The sequence below is a fragment of the Actinomadura barringtoniae genome (assembly GCF_017573505.1).
GTDB lineage: Bacteria > Actinomycetota > Actinomycetes > Streptosporangiales > Streptosporangiaceae > Spirillospora > Spirillospora barringtoniae.
In genome coordinates this window covers 35,689-51,968 of sequence record NZ_JAGEOJ010000023.1, presented here as the reverse complement: position 1 = coordinate 51,968, position 16,280 = coordinate 35,689, and the positions used below count along the sequence as shown (strand labels likewise).

The following is a 16,280-nucleotide window of genomic DNA, read 5'->3' as shown; positions in this document are numbered from 1 at the left end:
GCGTGGCCGGTCGCAAGCTGGTCGTCGAGGCCGACGGCGGGTCGCGGGGCAATCCGGGTCCCGCCGGGTACGGCGCGCTGGTCCGTGACGCGCTCACCGGCGAGGTGCTCGCCGAGGTCGCCGAGTCGATCGGGCACGCCACCAACAACGTCGCCGAGTACCGCGGCCTGATCGCGGGGCTGCGCGCCGCCGCGGGCATCGACTCCTCCGCCCGCGTCGAGGTGCGGATGGACTCCAAGCTGGTCGTCGAGCAGATGTCGGGCCGCTGGAAGATCAAGCACCCGGACATGATCCCGCTGGCGCTGGAGGCGCGTGAGCTCGCGTCCGCCCTCGGCTCGGTGACGTACGGCTGGATCCCGCGCAACCGCAACGCCCACGCCGACCGCCTGGCGAACGAGGCGATGGACGCGGCGGCACGCGGCGAGGACTGGAGCCGTACCGCCGAGCCGCAGGACCCTAAGCCGGCCCCCGCCCCGGCCGCGTGGTCGGGGGCCGCCATGAAGCCGACGCGCACGCTGCTCCTGCGGCACGGCGAGACCACCATGTCCGTCGAGGGACGCTGGGCGGGCATCGGCCCGGTCCAGCTCACCGAGAACGGCCTGGCGCAGGCTCGCGCCGCCGCGGTCGCGCTCAAGGACCGCGACATCGACGCGATCGTGACCTCGCCCCTGGCCCGCTGCAAGGCGACCGCCGCCGAGATCGCCGCCACCACCGGCGCCGAGGTGCGGGTCGAGGACGGCCTGCGCGAGACCGACTTCGGCGACTGGGAAGGCCACACCTACCGCGAGGTGATGGAACGCTGGCCGGCGGAGAACCAGGCCTGGCTCTCCGACCCGTCCGTCGCGCCGCCGAACGGCGAGAGCTTCCTCGCCGTCCAGCGCCGCGTCCGTACGGCCCTCGACAAGCTCAAGGTCCGTCACCGGCACCAGACGGTCCTGGTCGTCTCGCACGTCACGCCCATCAAGCTGCTGGTCGTCGAGGCCCTCGGCGCGCCGATGTCGGCGCTCTACCGGATGCACCTGAACGTGTCGTCGCTGTCGTCGATCGACTGGTACGACGACGGTGCCGCGACCCTGCGGGCCTTCAACGACACGAATCATCTGTCCTGACCGGTTCCGGACGCCCGGGAGGCCACGGCCGGTCCCTACGGTGGGTGTGACGACCGTCACCGCACCGTGGAGGGCCCCGTGGCCACTCTCCCGTCCCGCTGGTACAACATCGTCCCCGACCTGCCGTCGCCTCCCCCGCCGCCCCTGCACCCGGCGACCCGCGAACCGGTAGGTCCCGAGGACCTCGCGCCCCTCTTCCCCGCAGACCTGATCGCCCAGGAGGTCGCCACCGACCCCTACCTGGAGATCCCCGAAGAGGTCCGCGACGTCTACCGTCTCTGGCGCCCGACACCCCTCAGAAGAGCGCACCGCCTAGAGAAAGCCCTAGGGACACCAGCCCGCATCTACTACAAATACGAGGGCGTCTCCCCGGTCGGCTCCCACAAGCCCAACACCGCAGTCCCTCAAGCCTTCTATAACGCCCGCCAAGGCATCCGCCGCCTCACCACCGAAACCGGCGCGGGCCAATGGGGCAGCGCTCTGGCCTTCGCCTCATCCCAGTTCGGTCTGGAAACCGAGATCTGGATGGTGCGCGCCTCGTACGACCAGAAGCCGTACCGCCGCTCGATGATGGAGCTCTACGGCGCCAAGGTGCACCCCAGCCCCTCTCCCCTCACCACCTCCGGCTCCAAGGTCCTAGCCGAGGCCCCCGACTCCCCCGGCTCCCTAGGCATAGCCATCAGCGAAGCCGTAGAAGTGGCCGCCTCCTCCGAAGACACCCGCTACGCCCTGGGCAGCGTCCTCAACCACGTCCTCATGCACCAGACGGTCATAGGCGAAGAGGCCCTAGAACAACTAACCGACATCAACGACCCCCCAGACCTCATCATCGGCTGCACAGGCGGAGGCTCGAACTTCGCAGGCCTGGCCTTCCCCTTCCTCCGCGAGAAACTAAAAGGCCGCATCAACCCCGACTTCCTGGCCGTGGAACCCGCCGCATCGCCCTCCTTCACCCGGGGCCGCTACGCCTACGACTTCGGCGACACCGCGGGCTTCACCCCGCTCCTCAAGATGCACACCCTGGGCCACGACTTCATCCCCGACCCCATCCACGCCGGAGGCCTCCGCTACCACGGCATGGCACCCCTGCTCTCGCACATCTACGACCTCGACCTCTTCACGGCGGTCGCCAAACCCCAACGCGAGTGCTTCGAGGCAGGCGTCCTCTTCGCCCGTACCGAAGGCATAGTCCCGGCCCCCGAACCCACCCACGCCCTGGCCGCCGCCATAGAAGAGGCCCGCCGCTGCACCGAGCCCAAGGTCATCCTCACCGCCCTCTGCGGCCACGGCCACTTCGACATGACCGCCTACGACCGCTACCTCCAAGGCGACCTCGAAGACCTGTCCCTCTCCCCCGACCGCATAGACCGATCGCTAACCCGCCTCCCCTGAGCCTGTAACCTTTACCCACGGCGGACGAGCCGGCCGGGCGGCCGCGACGAGGGGCGACTCTCGCCGAGGAAAGTCCGGGCTCCACAGGGCAGGGTGGTCGGTAACGCCGACCCGGGGTGACCCGCGGGACAGTGCCACAGAAAACAAACCGCCACCTCTGGTGGTAAGGGTGAAACGGTGAGGTAAGAGCTCACCAGCGCCCACGGCGACGTGGGCGGCTAGGTAAACCCCACCCGGAGCAAGGTCAAGAAGGAGAGCCGACAGGCCCTCCGCGCAGGTGCTCGAGGGCTGCTCGCCCGAGCCTGCGGGTAGACCGCTGGAGGCCGCCGGCAACGGCGGCCCGAGATGGATGGCCGTCGCCCGCCGCAAGGCGGGAACAGAACCCGGCTTACAAGCCGGCTCGTCCGCCCCGACATCGGCTATGAGTGAGGCCAGTCGGGGCAGCGCCATTCCTGGCCGTTCCACTCGACCAGGAACGGGCGTGCGTGCGGGAGGGGCGTTCCCCAGACATGTGCTCCCAGGGCGCAGAGGTGGGCCAGTGCGGTGGTGAGGCTCGCCACGTGGCCGACCAAGGCGACGGTCCCGCCCGTGTGGGCCGCGATGATGTGGTCGAACGCCTTGGTCATGCGCGCGAGGACCTGCCGTCCGGTCTCGCCGTCCCCAACCTGTTGTGACAGGTCCTGGTCGACCACCCAGGCGCGGAGCACGGCGGCGGTGCGCCGGCGAATCGCGGGATCGGTGGTCCCCTCGTGGCGGCCGATGCCGACCTCATCCAGCTCGGACATGGACGTCGCCGGGGCGGTCAGGGCGTCGGCGGTCTGACGCGAGCGGAGCGCGGTGCTGGTGTAGACGTGGCTGATCGGTTCCGCGGCGAGGAGCTCGGCCGCTTCCTTGGCCTGGTGATGGCCGCGCGAGGTGAGCGGGGCTGAGGGGACAGCGCCCGCTACGGCAGAGGTGACGTTCACCGATTCGGCATGGCGCAAGCACCACATGCGGACGACTCTGCTCATCTCGTCATTTAGAGGAGGGCGTCGGCCAGGTGGCGCCAGTGGGGCATTGGGTCTTTGTTGATGACCTGGATGGCTACGTGGTCGGCGCCCGCTTTGATGTGGCCCTGGAGCTTGTCGACGATGGTGTCTGGGGTGCCCCAGAAGACCAGGTCGTCGATGAGGCGGTCGCTTGCGCCGGAGATCTCGTCGTCGGTGTAGCCGAGGCGCTTGAACTTCGCGATGTTGTACGGGCTGGTCAGGTACGTGTGCATGTGCTCGCGGGCCTTGGCGCGGGCGGTTGAGGGGTCGGGCTCGAAGAGGACCGCGTGCTCGACCGCCAGGAACGCGTCGCCCAAGATCTCGCGGGCTTGGGCGGTGTGCTGCACGTTGACGTGGTAGCTCTGTGCGCCGTCGGTGCGGTCGCGGGCCAGCTCCAGCATCTTGGGGCCGTACGCGGCGAGGATGCGGCGGATGGGGGCTTGTGGGTTGGGCGTTTGGGTTGCCTGCATCTCGTCTAGGTAGGCACTCATTGCGGCTAGAGGTTTGACGTCGGAGTCTCGTTTGCCGCCGAAGCCCAGGCCGAGGATGTGGCGGTTGGGGTACGCGTCGGCCAAGAGGTTCGCGGCGCCTTGGGTCCAGCGGGCTTCTCGGGACCAGATCTGTGCGATGCCGTTGACGATGTGCATGCGTTCGGTGGAAGCAAGGAGGAAGCCTGCGTGGGTGAGGGCTTCGCGGCCTAGGAGCTCGGGGAACCAGAACGCGCCCCAGCCGAGGCCTTCGAGTTCCTGGATCGCGTCGCGCATGCGTGCGGCGGGCAGATGCTCGAAGTCGAAGGTGTAGATGCCGAAGGTGCCTAGATCGATGCTCACGCATCGAAATATCGCAGAATTGCGATCTGAGGTCAAACGGCGGCTTCGATCTGGTCGCGGGTGAGGACGGGGTCGGGGGCGGTGGGAGCGGTGGAGAGGACGGGCGGCCGGGTGCCGGCTGCGACGCGGGCCTTGGCTTCGCGGAACTCCTTGATGGGGCCGGTCGCCTCGTACAGGCCGTTCACCGCCAGCCAGAGGGAGTAGCGGCGCATGCGCAGGCGGAGGGCGTTGGGCGGCTGGTAGAGCGCCAGGCGCTGGGCCCATTCGGGGAGCATGTCGCGGGCCGCCCAGTCCATGAAGGTGCTGCCCGGCTCCCACGGCTTGGCCTGGCTGTCGCGGAGGTTGGGGCCAGTGCCGAACGCCTTGATGGGGGTGATCGCGAGTTTGGGGAGGTAGGACTCCAGGCAGTCGGCGACTTCTTTTTTGGTGGCGGGCAGGTCGGTGCCGCCGAGGGCTTCACCGATGCGGACGAACTCGGCGTAGTAGCACTCCAGGTCGGCACCTCGGAGGGGGCGGCGGTGGTAGCGCTCGTGCGCGGTCGCCAGGCCCCAGACCACCGTGGCGTAGTTCCAGCGCAGCCACTCGGGCGAGTCGGCGTCGTAGGCGAGGCCGTCGGGGCGGGTGCCCTTGATGGTGTGGTGCATCGCGCGAACGGTGCGGGCCAGGCGTTCGGCGGTCTCGGTGGAGCCGTACGCGGTGCCGATGAAGAACGAGATGGAGTGACCGAGGCGGACCGAGGCGCCTTCGATGTCGATGTTGCCGGTCGGGATGCCGTCGTCGCCTCGTTCGGCGATGCGGGAGTGGTCGTAGCCCATCCAGCTGATGCTCGGGTCGAGGCCTTCGATGTACGCGGCGGAGACGAGACCGAGGACGAGGGTCGGCAGGTGCGAGTGCACGTACCAGACCGCACTGTCGGGCCCGAACCAACCGGGGTCGCCCTCCGGGCCGGCGAAGTCCAGGCCGCGGAAGAAGCGGGACCGGATGTCGGCGTCGAAGGACTGCTCAAAGCGGCTCGCGAGGACGTTGACGGGCATTCGACACTCCCTGTCTGGCTACGACTGTATCCAGAATAAGCATTTGGGTACGGGCGTGTCCAGACTTGGTAGGGTGTCGGGCATGACGACGTCGGCGACGCGATGGGCAGGGGTGCCGGCGGCGCGGCGCAAACAGGAACGGCGCGACATGCTCGTCGAGGCCGCGTTCACGCTGTTCGGTGAGGACGGCGAGGCGGGGCTGGCGGTCCGGGCGGTCTGCCGGAAGGCCGAACTGCACACCCGCTACTTCTACGAGAACTTCGCCGATACCGATGCGCTGCTCGCGGCGATCTACGACCGGCAGGCGGCGGCCCTCGCGGAGATTCTCGAACGGACCGTCGAGGCGGCCGGGCCCGAGATGGAGGCGCGGACGCGCGCCGGGATCCGCGGCGTTCTGCAGTTCATCAGCGACGACCCGCGGCGGGGCCGCGTCCTGTTCACCGAGGCCCGCGGCAACGAGGTCCTGGCCGCGCGGCGCCGGGCCGCCGAGACCGCCCTGCTGGACGCGGTGATCGCGTCCGGCGGAACGGAGGGGCCGCGGCTGCCGGTCCTGGTCACGGCGATGATGTTCACCGGCGCGATGAGCGAGCTGGCCCAGCAGTGGGTGGACGGGCGACTCGGGAATGACCTCGACGCGGTCGTCGACCACGCGGTCGAACTCTCATTGGCGCTGCATCGGACTGCTCTTAAACTCGCCAGCGAATAGGCCCCTTCAGGCGGTGCCGGGATCGGGGGCGGTGATGTGGCGGGCGTCTTGGCGGCTGTGCGTACGGTCTGCGTGCTGCTCGCGCGTCATGCGGCGGATCAGGGTGGTGCGGCGGCGTTGCCCAAGGCGTTCGCTCAACCGGGTGGCGCCCGGGATCAGCGTCCGCGCGGTCTCCAGAACGAAGACGACGGCGGCGGTCGCTCCCACGGCGGCCTGATACCGCAGGTCGTCGGGAGCCCCTAGGAAGTCGGCGTTTCGCTTGCCGAGGATGAGGCGGCTATAGGACATCAGGTAGTTGGTCAGGGCGTGGCGGGCGAACGCGGACTGCTTCAAAGCGGGCGGGAGCAGGAGCGGAGCCATCGCGTGCATCAAAGACCGCCCGAGCCGCTGCGAGTCCTCGTCGGGCATGAATTCTGTGGACGCCTCAAGCCACAGCAGCCGCCACGCGTCACTTTCCTGGGCCGGGAGCAGATCGGGGTGCACGCCCATGAGATGTCCCACGTACCGCCACAGGTGAAAGACCGCGACGCGGTCGGGGCCCGAGAAACGCAGTCCGAGCGCGCGCGAGCCGAGCATCATCACCAGCGAGAAGAGCAATAGTGTGCCGGTCAGCTGAACCTGGTTCACGGGTGCGTCCCACGCTGAACGGTCCCAGTCCTCGCGTTCGTTCATAGCGGCGCGGACCTGGGCGTGCATGACCCGTACGCGCAACGTGTTCATGAACCCCGCGCCGAAGCGGTCGAGGCCGGACGGCGTCGTGACGTCCACCCACCAGGACGCGGTCTCGGCGAGGCGGCGCGGGGCCATCGTGTCCAGGTCTCCGGTGCGCAGCAGGGTCTTGTTCGCGCGGGACGCCAGATAGCCGCCATAGAGCGACGCGCACGGCATGACCATGCTCAACCCGAGCAGGCCCGTTCGGCCGACCGCACGGGCACCGCTGCGCAGCAGGTCCGGGTTCACCCAGTACGGAACGGTGTCCACCTCGGCGAACAGCTCGACCAGCTCGCGCGGCGGGTCGTCGAGGGTCTCGATGCCGTTCTGCAGCGCGCGCTCGAACAGCCGGCGGCCGGACGCGCCGGGCATGCGGGCGATCATCTGCGCCACCGCGTCGGCGAGCGGGTCGCCTGCCTGGGCGTACGAACGGAACGCCGCGAGCTGCGACGGCGTCGCCCGGATGTCCCCCGGCCCGAGTAGCCGCAACGCCAGCGTCCACGGGGGTTTGGTCATCCACGTGGGGTGGGCGAGGCGGGGTTCGCGTTTCATGGCTGGCTAGCTCCAAGAGGTCAGAACGGCGAGAGGCTAGAACGAGTGGTCCGCGAGCAGGTGCCAGGCGCGCAGTGCCATCAGGTAGTCCAGGGCGTACGCGGGGTTGTAGAGGTCGGGGCCGAAGAGGCGGTTGATCTCGCGGAGGCGGTGGCGAACGGTCTGCGGGTGGGCGTGCAGGCGTTCGGCGGCGCCGGCCGCGTTGAAGCCGCACTCGAAGTAGGCGAGGAGCGTTCCGGCGACGCGCGGGCGCTGGGCCGGGCGCAGGCGCTGCAGCGGCGCCAGCCGGGCCTCGGTCAGGTGGCGGATGAGGTCGGGGCTGTTGACCAGCAGCATCGCGGGGATGTGCTCGGTGAGGTGCACGGGCCTGTAGTCGGCGAGGAACGTGTCGGGCAGGCGTTCCAGTGCGCTACGGGCGAGCCGCTGCGACAGTGCGGCGCGTGCGGTGACGACAGTGGGTCCGACGACGGCCGTACGGTCGCCGAGGATCTGGTCGAGCAGTGCGCGGCGCCCCGGCCCGTTCGGGTCGGGAAAGAACAGACATGGCACGTCCAGGTGCCGCGCGAGCAGCACGTCGGGCGGGAGGAAGTCCAAGGGGGCCGCGCCGTGCCCGACGGCGGCCACCGTCAGGGTACGGGGCGGGGTCCAGCCGGCGGCCGCGGCGGCGCGGCCGAGCTCGGCGGTGCGGTGCTCGGGATTCAGCAGGACGTCGATGAGCTCCTGCTTGATGTGATCACCGGCGCCGGCCGGCGTCCTGACCGAGGCGTACCCGGCGGCCGTGGCGCGCTGGAGCCGGTCGACGTAGGCCAGGCTGCAGCGGGCCAGGTGACCGGCCTCGTCGGGGGTGGCGGTGAGGCCGCTCCGTACCGCCCTTTCCGTCACCTGCTGAACGGTCACCTGCGCCGCGATCGACAGGGCCACGTGCAGGTCGGCGGCGCCGCGCCCGGCGCGCGCCTCGGCCGCGCCGAGCCGCCAGAACGCGTTCGCGACGGCGGGCGGCGGAACGCGTCCTGGCCGGTCGAGCGACGCGGGGAACGCGGCCACGCCCTGCCGGATCGCCGAACGCAGGGCGTCGAAGGTGGGCGCGGCGGTCCCGCCTGGCGCAACGGGACCGCCGCGGGTTGGGGAGCCGAGGCCGGCTTTCAGGTGAGCCTGCGCGGCGTCGGCGGCGGCATCGGCGATCGGCGGCGCGAGCTCGTCGAACATCAGGCGTTCGCTCCACCGCCGGGCCGTAGCCGTACCGTTCACACGACCTCTGGACGCGGGCGCTTGGCCTCTGGGCATCGGCGTTCTAGGCATGCCGATGCCCCTCAGCCCGCAGGTGTCCCTCGGCATGCCGGTGTCCGTGGACGCCGGCATCGTGATGTCGCTGCCGCTGCCGTTCGTCCTTGCGTTCATGATGCGGAACGGCGGCGATCGCCAGCACGGACAGGGTGAGTGCCACCGCGACCTGCCTGCCGCGATCCTCCGGCCACCACTCGTGGTAGAGCGGTCCGGCCAGTACGAACAGGTAGGTCTTGGCGGTCGCGGTGGCGACGAACCCGGTGATGACCATGCGGTTGCGCTGCAACGCGATCTGGAGCTGGGCCAGGGCGAACGGCGCGACGACGACGAAGACGTAGAGGTAGGGGGTGGTGATGAGCTCCCGGGGACTGCGGACCAGGTCGGCGGCCCCGGTCAGCATGAGCTCGGCGGTTCCGGTGAGCAGGCCGACGTTGATGGCCAGCGCCACCCCGGTCAAGGGCCGCGAGTGCAGTCCCTTCCGGGAGAGGTCGCTGGCCAGCAACGCCGCCACCGGCACCAGCAGCGACGGCAGTGCCACGCTCACGACCAGCCACGGCGGCGCACCCGCCACCGCGGTCTGGTCGTGAGCCCCATCGGACGCCTCCCCGAACATGGCCGCCGCCGCGGCCAGGATCAGGACGCATCCCCACTCGCGCAGCGTGAGCCGTTCACCCAGCACCCCGAGGCCCAGGATGAGCAGCATCCCTAGCCCCGCCAGGAACATCGGCTGCGCGCTCACCACTGAGAGGCCGGTCAGCGCCGCCGCCTGTACGCAGGCTCCCACCAGCAGGAAGGAAGCCCCGACGAGCCAGACCCGGTCCTGCAGCAGCTGGGCTGCCAGCTGCCAGGGATGGTTTCCGGCAAGGGGATGCATCCTCTCGGCGGCGAGCTTGAAGTACACCAGCCCGGCGAAATAGATGCCGGTGGACAGCACGGCTATGGCGAGCATGGGCATGGCTGGACCCTTCGGGCTTCAGGGCATCAGGGCCTGGGGGTGGGACCCTGGGGAGGGCCATGGGGTGGGACCCTGAGGGGGTTGGGCTCTCAGGGGTCAGGGCTTGGCCGGGTCCCACAGGTCGAACGCATTGGCCTGGCCGGCCTTGTAACGACGGTCATCGTCGTCGTAGAAGCCCTTGAACTCGTTGGGCAGGTAGAGCTTGAACAGCTTGGCCGGGGTTCCGCCCGCTCCGGAGGCGTCGAGGATGGCGTTTGCGGCCTTGCGCCCTGCCTCGTTGGCACCTTCCATCGTGGCCAGGTTGATGTCGGCCCGCACGTAGTCGGAGGCCAGGAAGAGGTTGGGCAGCGCGGTCGTCGCCTCGGGACGGTAGTTCCACGAGCTGGGCCTGTTGATGAGCAGGGGCTCGTCGTTGGCGACCCCGGGGGTGCCGTTGCCGGTGATGGCCGGGTCGATGAAGTAGGAGTGGATGTTGGCGTCGCTGAGCAGGACGTCCCCCCAGGGGATCGACTTGCGCAGCTGCGCGAGGATCTCCTTGATGATCTGGTCGGAGGTGCAGTCGCGCGCGGCCTTGCCGTACAGGACGCCGGGCCGGTCCCACGCCGACAGGTCGATCGACAGGCACTCGTTGACGTCGCCCTTGCCGTAGGTGGTCCCGAACTTGTTCTTCCAGAACTGCGCCTGGCTGATCGAGGTGAGCGCCCAGGGCTGGCCGGCGTAGGCGACGTGCCCCTTGGCCAGGTCGATCGGCTGGCGCAGGTAGAGCATGATGCCGTTCATCCAGTCGGTCGTCAGCTCGCGCAGCGACTTCAGGGACGGGTCGGCGGCGATGATGTCGTCGTTCAGCAGCGGAACGGCGCGTTCCACCGGGACGGCCAGCACGTAGTGGTCGGCCTCCACCGTGGTGGCGGCGCCGTTGTCACCGGTGACCTGCGCACCGCTGATCTTCTTGTCGGTGACGTTGAGCTTGGTGAGGGTGGCGTTCGGCTGGAACGTGACGCCCAGCGAGCGCAGGTGGGTCATCCACGGGTCGATGAGCGCGTCGTTGGTCGGCGCGTTCAGCAGCCGGTCGGGGGCCTTGTAGCCGCCCAGGCCCAGCGTGCTGTAGACCCACGCCTCGGCCATCAGGCCCATGGTGTGGGCGTTGGCCTTGTCCGGCTTGGCCGCGACCAGCGTGCCGGTGAACATCTCCACCAGCACCTCGTTGTAGGCCTTGGACATCTTCTCGGCGTGCACGAACTGGGAGAAGCTCATGTTCTCCCACTGCTTGTACCGCCGCTCGGGACCGCTGGTGACGAACGCGATCATCTTCTGCAGGAAGTAGCCGATCTCGACCACCGAGACCTTGCCGGCCAGGTTGAGCGCGGTGGTGAGGAAGGCCAGCAGCGAGTCGGGGCTGAGCGTGCCCTCGATGGTCCCGGCCGCGGGCAGGGTCATCTTGGTGCCGTTGTAGAACGCGGCGACCTCCTTGCCCGCGACCAGGTTGTTGAACGCCGTGCCGCCGCCCGACAGCGGGATGCGGCTCATGGTGTCGGGCAGGTTCTGGTAGAAGCCGGGGAAGAAGCGGAACCCATGCTCGGCGGGCAGGTCCTTGCGCCCGCCCGATCCGGTGTTCGGGACCGACATGCTGCGGCACTTGCCGCCCCAGGCCTTGCGCTCGTAGACGGTGACCTGGAATCCGCGTTCGGCGAGCTCGTGGGCGACGGTCAGGCCGCCCATGCCGCCGCCGAACACGGCCACTCGCTTGCCGGCCGCGGCTCGTCTCAGGCTCGGCACCCGCCGGGCCGAGGGCATCGCGGCCGAGGCCTGTCCTTGGCCCATGGCGCCGACCGCGGCGACCGCGCCCGCCGCCGCGATGGCCCCGGTGACGAATTGGCGGCGGCCGACTCCCTCCGACTGCCGAGGTCCGGTGCCCTCCGGTTCGCTGGTTGATCCCGTGCTCGATCCCGTGGTTGGTGGGGTGTTGTCCGCCACGGCGCACTCTCCTCTGCGGGGGTGGGACGACAACCGACACTAGTGTCGGTTGCAAGTGGTCCCTTACTATGAGCAAGCCGCCGCGGGGCGTCAAGCCCCACGGCGGCTTTGATCGAGCGGGCCCGGCGGCTACCCGGCGTTCCCCAGCCCCGACCACAACAGGCGCATCGCACCCTCGACCAGCATCGACTTGGGCATCTCGGGGTTGCGCTCCCACCACTGCGCGACGCCGTCCAAGCCGGTGATAATCAGTTCGACCATCGCCTCGCCTATCGGTTCGCCGGGCTCCACGCCGACCGACCGCATGTCGCCCGACAGCAGGGCGGTCACCGCGCGCGTGCGCGCCTCGCGCATCCCCTGCCGTACGGTCTGGATCTCCGGATCGCCCTCATCGCCATGGTCGAACAGAAGTCTCCTGGCAGCGGGCTTGCTCTGGGCGAAGCTGAAGTAGGCGTCGATCGTGGACCGCATCCGTTCCTCGGCCGGTCCCGCGCCGCTGATCCGCGCGCCGACGTACTGCACCAGCGCCGCGTTCTGCTCCTGCATCACCGCCAGCAGCAGCACCCGCTTGGAGGGGAAATGGTCGTACATCACGGTCCGTGCCACGCCGGCCGCCGAGGCGATCTCACCCAGCGAGGTCGCATGATAGCCCTTGCCCGCGAATATCTTGACCGCGGCCTCGGTGATCAGCGCCCTGCGGGCCGATGCCCGCATGCGCGGCTTTGGTGCGATTTCCGCCATCTTCTTGACTCTCCTCCCGATTTGCCCTCACCCTAACCGACAGACACGTCGGTAATGCCATCAGGGAGCCGTGCATGGGGCGCAGGACATCGTCGGGCACTTCGTCGGGCAAGCCGTCCGGCACATCGTCGCGCACATCGCCGGGCGCGGCGCCCCGCGAACCGTCGATCGCGATCGTCGGCAGCGGGTTCAGCGGGATCGGCCTGGCCATCGGGCTCAAGAAGGCCGGGTTCACCGACATCACCATCTACGAGAAGGCGGGCGGGCTCGGCGGCGTCTGGCGCGACAACACCTACCCGGGCGCCGCCTGCGACGCCCCCTCTCACCTGTACTCCTACTCGTTCGAGCCCAAACCCGACTGGACGCGCCGCTTCGCCGAGCAGCCCGAGATCCTCTCCTACCTGAGGCACTGCGCCGACGCCTACGACCTCGGCCCGCACTTTCGCTTCGGCACCGAGGTCACGCAGGCCGAGTTCCAGCCCGCCGCCGGAAACTGGCGCCTGCACACCGCCGCCGGTGAACGCCGCGACCACGATCTGCTCGTCACCGCGTGCGGGCAGCTCAGCAACCCCGCCGTGCCTCTGATCCCCGGGCTGGAGGCGTTCCCTGGAACGGTCTTCCACTCCGCGCGCTGGGACCACGACCACGACCTGCGCGGCAAGCGCGTCGCCGTGATCGGCAACGGTGCCAGCGCCGTGCAGTTCGTGCCGCTGATCGCGCCGGACGCCGCCGACCTCACGGTCTTCCAGATGGAGGCGCACTGGGTCAGCCGCAAGCCCGACCGCGTCTACCCGCGCTGGCGCAAGGCGCTCAACCGGCGCGTCCCCGCCGTGCAGAAGCTGTCCAGGCTGGGCATCTTCCTCTGGTTCGAGCTGCTGCTGAACCCCGCGCTGGTCACCCCGCGCGGCCGCCGCGCGCTGTCGGCGCACATTCGCGCGCTCTGCTCGTTCACCCTCCGCACGGTGCGCGACCCCGCGCTGCGCCGCCGCCTGACACCGGAGTACGAGCCGGGCTGCAAGCGCATCCTCACCTCCAGCGACTACTACGAGGCGCTGAACCGCCCGAACGTGCACGTCATCGATCACCCGGTCACCGAGGTCACACCGCACGGCCTGCGCACCGCCGACGGCGAGCACTTCCCCGCCGACACCGTCATCCTGGCCACCGGCTTCCGTTCGCAGGACTTCGTCGCGCCGATGCGCGTCATCGGGCTGCACGGCCTGGAGTTGAACGCGGCATGGAAGGACGGTGCCCGCGCGTACCTCGGCCTGGCCGTGAACGGTTTCCCCAACTTCTTCCTGATGTACGGGCCGAACACCAATGTGGGCTCCGGCTCCATCGTTCACATGCTCGAGAGCCAGATCGCCTACATCGTCCAGGCCGCCCGCCTGCTCGGAAGGGGCAACCGCAGTCTCGACGTGCGCGCCGACGTTCTCGACCAGTTCGACTCCGACGCACAGCGCCGCTTGAGCACGTCGGTGTGGAATCGCGGTGGATGCGACAGCTGGTACCTGGACGCCGAACGCCGCAACACCAACAACTGGCCCGGCTACATGACCGGTTACCGCCGCCGCACGCGCCGCCTCAACCCCGCCGACTACCACGTGGAGGAATCAGCATGAGCACCCTTGGCCCGACCGAGCTTCTCATCATCCTCGGGGTCGTCCTCCTGTTGTTCGGATCCGCCAAGCTCCCCCAGCTGGCCCGTTCGCTGGGCAAGTCCGCGCGCATCCTCAAGGCCGAGACCAAGGGCCTGTACGAGGACGAGACCGCGGAAGCGAACGAGCCGGCCCGTTCCGGCTACGAGAACGGGCCGGCCCGGCCCGGCGGGGCTGGAGGACCAGACCAGCCCGGCCGGCCGGACCGGCCCGCGCTCAGCTCGCCGGCGGGCTCGTCCAGTTCGCCGGAACGTGAGCCAGCCGCACCCGCTGCGGATGGTCACCGACCGGCACCGAGGTGACCTTCCGGCCCGTGGCGAAGTCGATGGCGGTGACCTGGTCGGCGCCGCTCTCGGAGATCACGCAGTCGCGGCCGTCGCCGCTCACCGTCGCCCAGTACGGCTTGGACGCGGTGACCAGCGGGCCCTCCTGGAGAGTCGAACGGTTCACCACGGTCGCGTAGTCGTCCATCGTCCCGGCGACGCACAGCTTGGCGCCGTCGGGGCTCATCGAGAGCCCGTGGTGGCGCGAGTCGTTGACGAAGGTCGTCCGGTCGTCGCTGGTCGCCGGGTTCTTGGGCAGCGTCTTCACCCGAGTGATCTTGTCGGTGGCGACGTCGTACTCCAGGAAGCCGTTGAAGAACGACACCTGGAAGTAGAGCTTGGACTCGTCCGGCGAGAAGACCGCGGGCCGGACCGCGTTCGACAGGTCGCTCCTGCCGACGGCGTTGAGGCGCGACCGCATGTCGATGGTCTTGACGACCTTGTAGGTGTTCGCGTCGGCGATCGTGATGTGCCGGTCGCCCTTGGTCCAGTCCAGCCCCGGGTCGTCGAGATTGGTCTCGACGTTGCCGATGGACATGTTCCAGATGTACTTGCCGTCGGCGGTGAAGATGTTCTCGTGCGGCTTGTCGCCGGTGGCGAACGAGCCGAGCTGCTTGCCGGTGTTGATGTCCAGGACGTGCACGGTCTTGGTGAGGGACGCCGAGACCGCGACCCTCGTTCCGTCGCGCGAGACGGCCATGTGGTCGGCGCGGTAACCCGACACCGGGAACCGCCACCTGACCTTGCCGGTCGTCAGGTCGATCGAGACGACGTCGCCGAAGCTGGGCCGGGAGGCGACCATCGCGCTGCCGTCGGGCGTGGAGTACATGTCGTCGACGAACTGGTCGTGCCCCTCGCCCGCGGTCGCCCGGATGCCCAAGAACACGGCCAGGTTGAGCGGGTTGAGGTAGATCTCGGTGAGCCGCTGGTCCTTGTCGGGGATGACGTTGATCCGCCCGATCTTGGCGAAGTCGCCGCTGGGCTTGATGACGTCGGCGGTGCCCTCCCAGTTGTTGCCGACGAACATCACCTCCCGCAGCGACGGAGCCGCGGCCTGAGCCGACCGGGCGGAACGGGCCGACGCCTGCGTTGCCGACGCCTGCGTTGAGGTGCCCGCGACCAGGGCACCGACGGTGAGGGCGCACACAGCGCCGTGGAGCAGCGATCCGCGCCACGATGTCCTCATGGCCGTCCTCCAAGGGGGGTGGGGGTAGGAGATCGCGCCTGGAACCAAGTCTGAATATCGCCGTATTCAGATTTGGTTACTGGATAGTAGGCACGTGTGACGGCGGCCACAACCCCCATGCGCGAAAATCGATGCATGGCGGGCAGGATCACGCCGGCCGAGGGCCGGTACGGCGGCAGGACGGCGGACGAGCGACGGGCCGAGCGACGCGAACGCTTCCTCCAGGCGGGCCTGGATCTCTTCGGCTCCCGCGACGGACCCGGCTACCGCGCCGCGAAGGTCGCCGACGTCAGCCGCGCCGCGGGCCTGTCCACCCGCCAGTTCTACGAGGAGTTCCGAACCCTGGAGGACCTGCTCGCCGAGCTGCACCTCTACGTCAACGACGCCGCCGAACGGGCCGTCCTGGCGACGCTCCCCCAGGTCGAGCACCTGGACGACCCGATCGAGCGCTACACCCGCCTGTTCCGCGCGTACGCCGCCGGGATCACCGCCGACCCCCGCCACACCCGCATCGCGTTCGTCGAGATCATCGGCGTCAGCCCGCGCCTGGACCGCCAGCGCCTGGATCGCCGCGCCCGCTGGATCGACTTCCTCTGCGAGCAGGGCGCCGCCGCGGCGGCGCGCGGCGAGATCGCGCCCGGCGACTTCCGCGTCACCGCCACCGCGTTCATCGGCGCCGTCAACGGCCTCATGCACGACTGGGCCGTCGGCTGGGTCGACGCCACCCTGGACGAGATCGTCGAGGAGCTCCTGCAGATGCTGCTCGCCCGCATCCACACGATCTCCGCCTAGGACTC

General features: G+C 69.5%; 15 protein-coding genes and 1 other RNA gene. 7 read left to right on the top strand and 9 right to left on the bottom strand.

Features of this window, described 5'->3' with window-relative positions:
• Positions 1-2: 2 nt before the first annotated feature.
• The 3 genes from J4573_RS54750 (at position 3) to rnpB (ending at position 2,908) form a co-directional block, all read left to right on the top strand.
• Positions 3-1,109: a bifunctional RNase H/acid phosphatase gene (locus J4573_RS54750; RefSeq protein WP_307797360.1), complete on the top strand. Its 1,107-nt coding sequence runs from the start codon at positions 3-5 to the stop codon at positions 1,107-1,109.
• Positions 1,110-1,187: 78 nt separating this feature from the next.
• Complete coding sequence (locus J4573_RS42815; protein ID WP_307797359.1) at positions 1,188-2,501, top strand: TrpB-like pyridoxal phosphate-dependent enzyme; 1,314 nt, start codon at positions 1,188-1,190, stop codon at positions 2,499-2,501.
• A 25-nt stretch (positions 2,502-2,526) separates the two neighbouring features.
• An RNA gene (gene rnpB, locus J4573_RS42810) (RNase P RNA component class A) lies at positions 2,527-2,908 on the top strand.
• A 12-nt stretch (positions 2,909-2,920) separates the two neighbouring features.
• Here rnpB and J4573_RS42805 read toward each other — a convergent pair.
• Genes J4573_RS42805 through J4573_RS42795 form a run of 3 tightly spaced genes read right to left on the bottom strand, consistent with a single transcriptional unit; the run spans position 2,921 to position 5,393 of the window.
• Entirely contained in the window at positions 2,921-3,511 is a 591-nt protein-coding gene (locus tag J4573_RS42805; protein WP_208261917.1) for a histidine phosphatase family protein, read from the bottom strand.
• Positions 3,512-3,519: 8 nt separating this feature from the next.
• Positions 3,520-4,359 (bottom strand): TIGR03620 family F420-dependent LLM class oxidoreductase, encoded by an 840-nt coding sequence (locus J4573_RS42800; protein ID WP_208261916.1) that lies wholly within the window; start codon positions 4,357-4,359, stop codon positions 3,520-3,522.
• 32 nt (positions 4,360-4,391) lie between these two features.
• Positions 4,392-5,393 carry an oxygenase MpaB family protein gene (locus J4573_RS42795; protein WP_208261915.1) on the bottom strand — a complete coding sequence of 334 codons (1,002 nt, stop codon included), beginning with the start codon at positions 5,391-5,393 and terminating at the stop codon, positions 4,392-4,394.
• 82 nt (positions 5,394-5,475) lie between these two features.
• Here J4573_RS42795 and J4573_RS42790 point away from each other — a divergent pair, with 82 nt between their 5' ends.
• Positions 5,476-6,099, top strand: coding sequence for a TetR/AcrR family transcriptional regulator (locus J4573_RS42790; protein WP_208261914.1), 624 nt, complete (start codon positions 5,476-5,478; stop codon positions 6,097-6,099).
• Positions 6,100-6,105: 6 nt separating this feature from the next.
• Here the strand turns inward: J4573_RS42790 and J4573_RS42785 are convergent, their stop codons facing one another.
• The 5 genes from J4573_RS42785 to J4573_RS42765 all read right to left on the bottom strand — a co-directional run bounded on the left by J4573_RS42785 (position 6,106) and on the right by J4573_RS42765 (position 12,316).
• The gene (locus J4573_RS42785; protein ID WP_208261913.1) at positions 6,106-7,362 is read right to left on the bottom strand and encodes an oxygenase MpaB family protein; all 1,257 of its coding nucleotides are present in this window, start codon (positions 7,360-7,362) and stop codon (positions 6,106-6,108) included.
• A 36-nt stretch (positions 7,363-7,398) separates the two neighbouring features.
• Positions 7,399-8,568, bottom strand: coding sequence for a PucR family transcriptional regulator (locus J4573_RS42780; RefSeq protein ID WP_208261912.1), 1,170 nt, complete (start codon positions 8,566-8,568; stop codon positions 7,399-7,401).
• Between the two features lie 85 nt (positions 8,569-8,653).
• Positions 8,654-9,601 carry a DMT family protein gene (locus tag J4573_RS42775; RefSeq protein ID WP_208261910.1) on the bottom strand — a complete coding sequence of 316 codons (948 nt, stop codon included), beginning with the start codon at positions 9,599-9,601 and terminating at the stop codon, positions 8,654-8,656.
• A gap of 96 nt (positions 9,602-9,697) precedes the next feature.
• On the bottom strand, positions 9,698-11,575 hold the full coding sequence (locus J4573_RS42770) for a hydroxysqualene dehydroxylase (protein WP_307797357.1): 1,878 nt from the start codon (positions 11,573-11,575) through the stop codon (positions 9,698-9,700).
• A 129-nt stretch (positions 11,576-11,704) separates the two neighbouring features.
• Positions 11,705-12,316 carry a TetR/AcrR family transcriptional regulator gene (locus J4573_RS42765; RefSeq protein ID WP_208261908.1) on the bottom strand — a complete coding sequence of 204 codons (612 nt, stop codon included), beginning with the start codon at positions 12,314-12,316 and terminating at the stop codon, positions 11,705-11,707.
• A 74-nt stretch (positions 12,317-12,390) separates the two neighbouring features.
• Between J4573_RS42765 and J4573_RS42760 the strand changes: the two genes are divergently transcribed.
• Together J4573_RS42760 and tatA are read left to right on the top strand one after the other, a co-directional pair.
• A complete protein-coding gene (locus J4573_RS42760) occupies positions 12,391-13,938 on the top strand; it encodes a flavin-containing monooxygenase (RefSeq protein WP_208261907.1) in 1,548 nt (515 codons plus the stop codon).
• Entirely contained in the window at positions 13,935-14,276 is a 342-nt protein-coding gene (gene tatA, locus J4573_RS42755; RefSeq protein WP_208261906.1) for a twin-arginine translocase TatA/TatE family subunit, read from the top strand. The genes J4573_RS42760 and tatA overlap by 4 nt, the downstream gene beginning before the upstream one ends.
• Here tatA and J4573_RS42750 read toward each other — a convergent pair.
• Positions 14,191-15,483 (bottom strand): YncE family protein, encoded by a 1,293-nt coding sequence (locus J4573_RS42750; protein ID WP_208261904.1) that lies wholly within the window; start codon positions 15,481-15,483, stop codon positions 14,191-14,193. The genes tatA and J4573_RS42750 overlap by 86 nt on opposite strands.
• A gap of 135 nt (positions 15,484-15,618) precedes the next feature.
• Between J4573_RS42750 and J4573_RS42745 the strand changes: the two genes are divergently transcribed.
• Complete coding sequence (locus J4573_RS42745; protein ID WP_208261902.1) at positions 15,619-16,275, top strand: TetR/AcrR family transcriptional regulator; 657 nt, start codon at positions 15,619-15,621, stop codon at positions 16,273-16,275.
• The last annotated feature ends 5 nt before the right edge of the window (positions 16,276-16,280 follow it).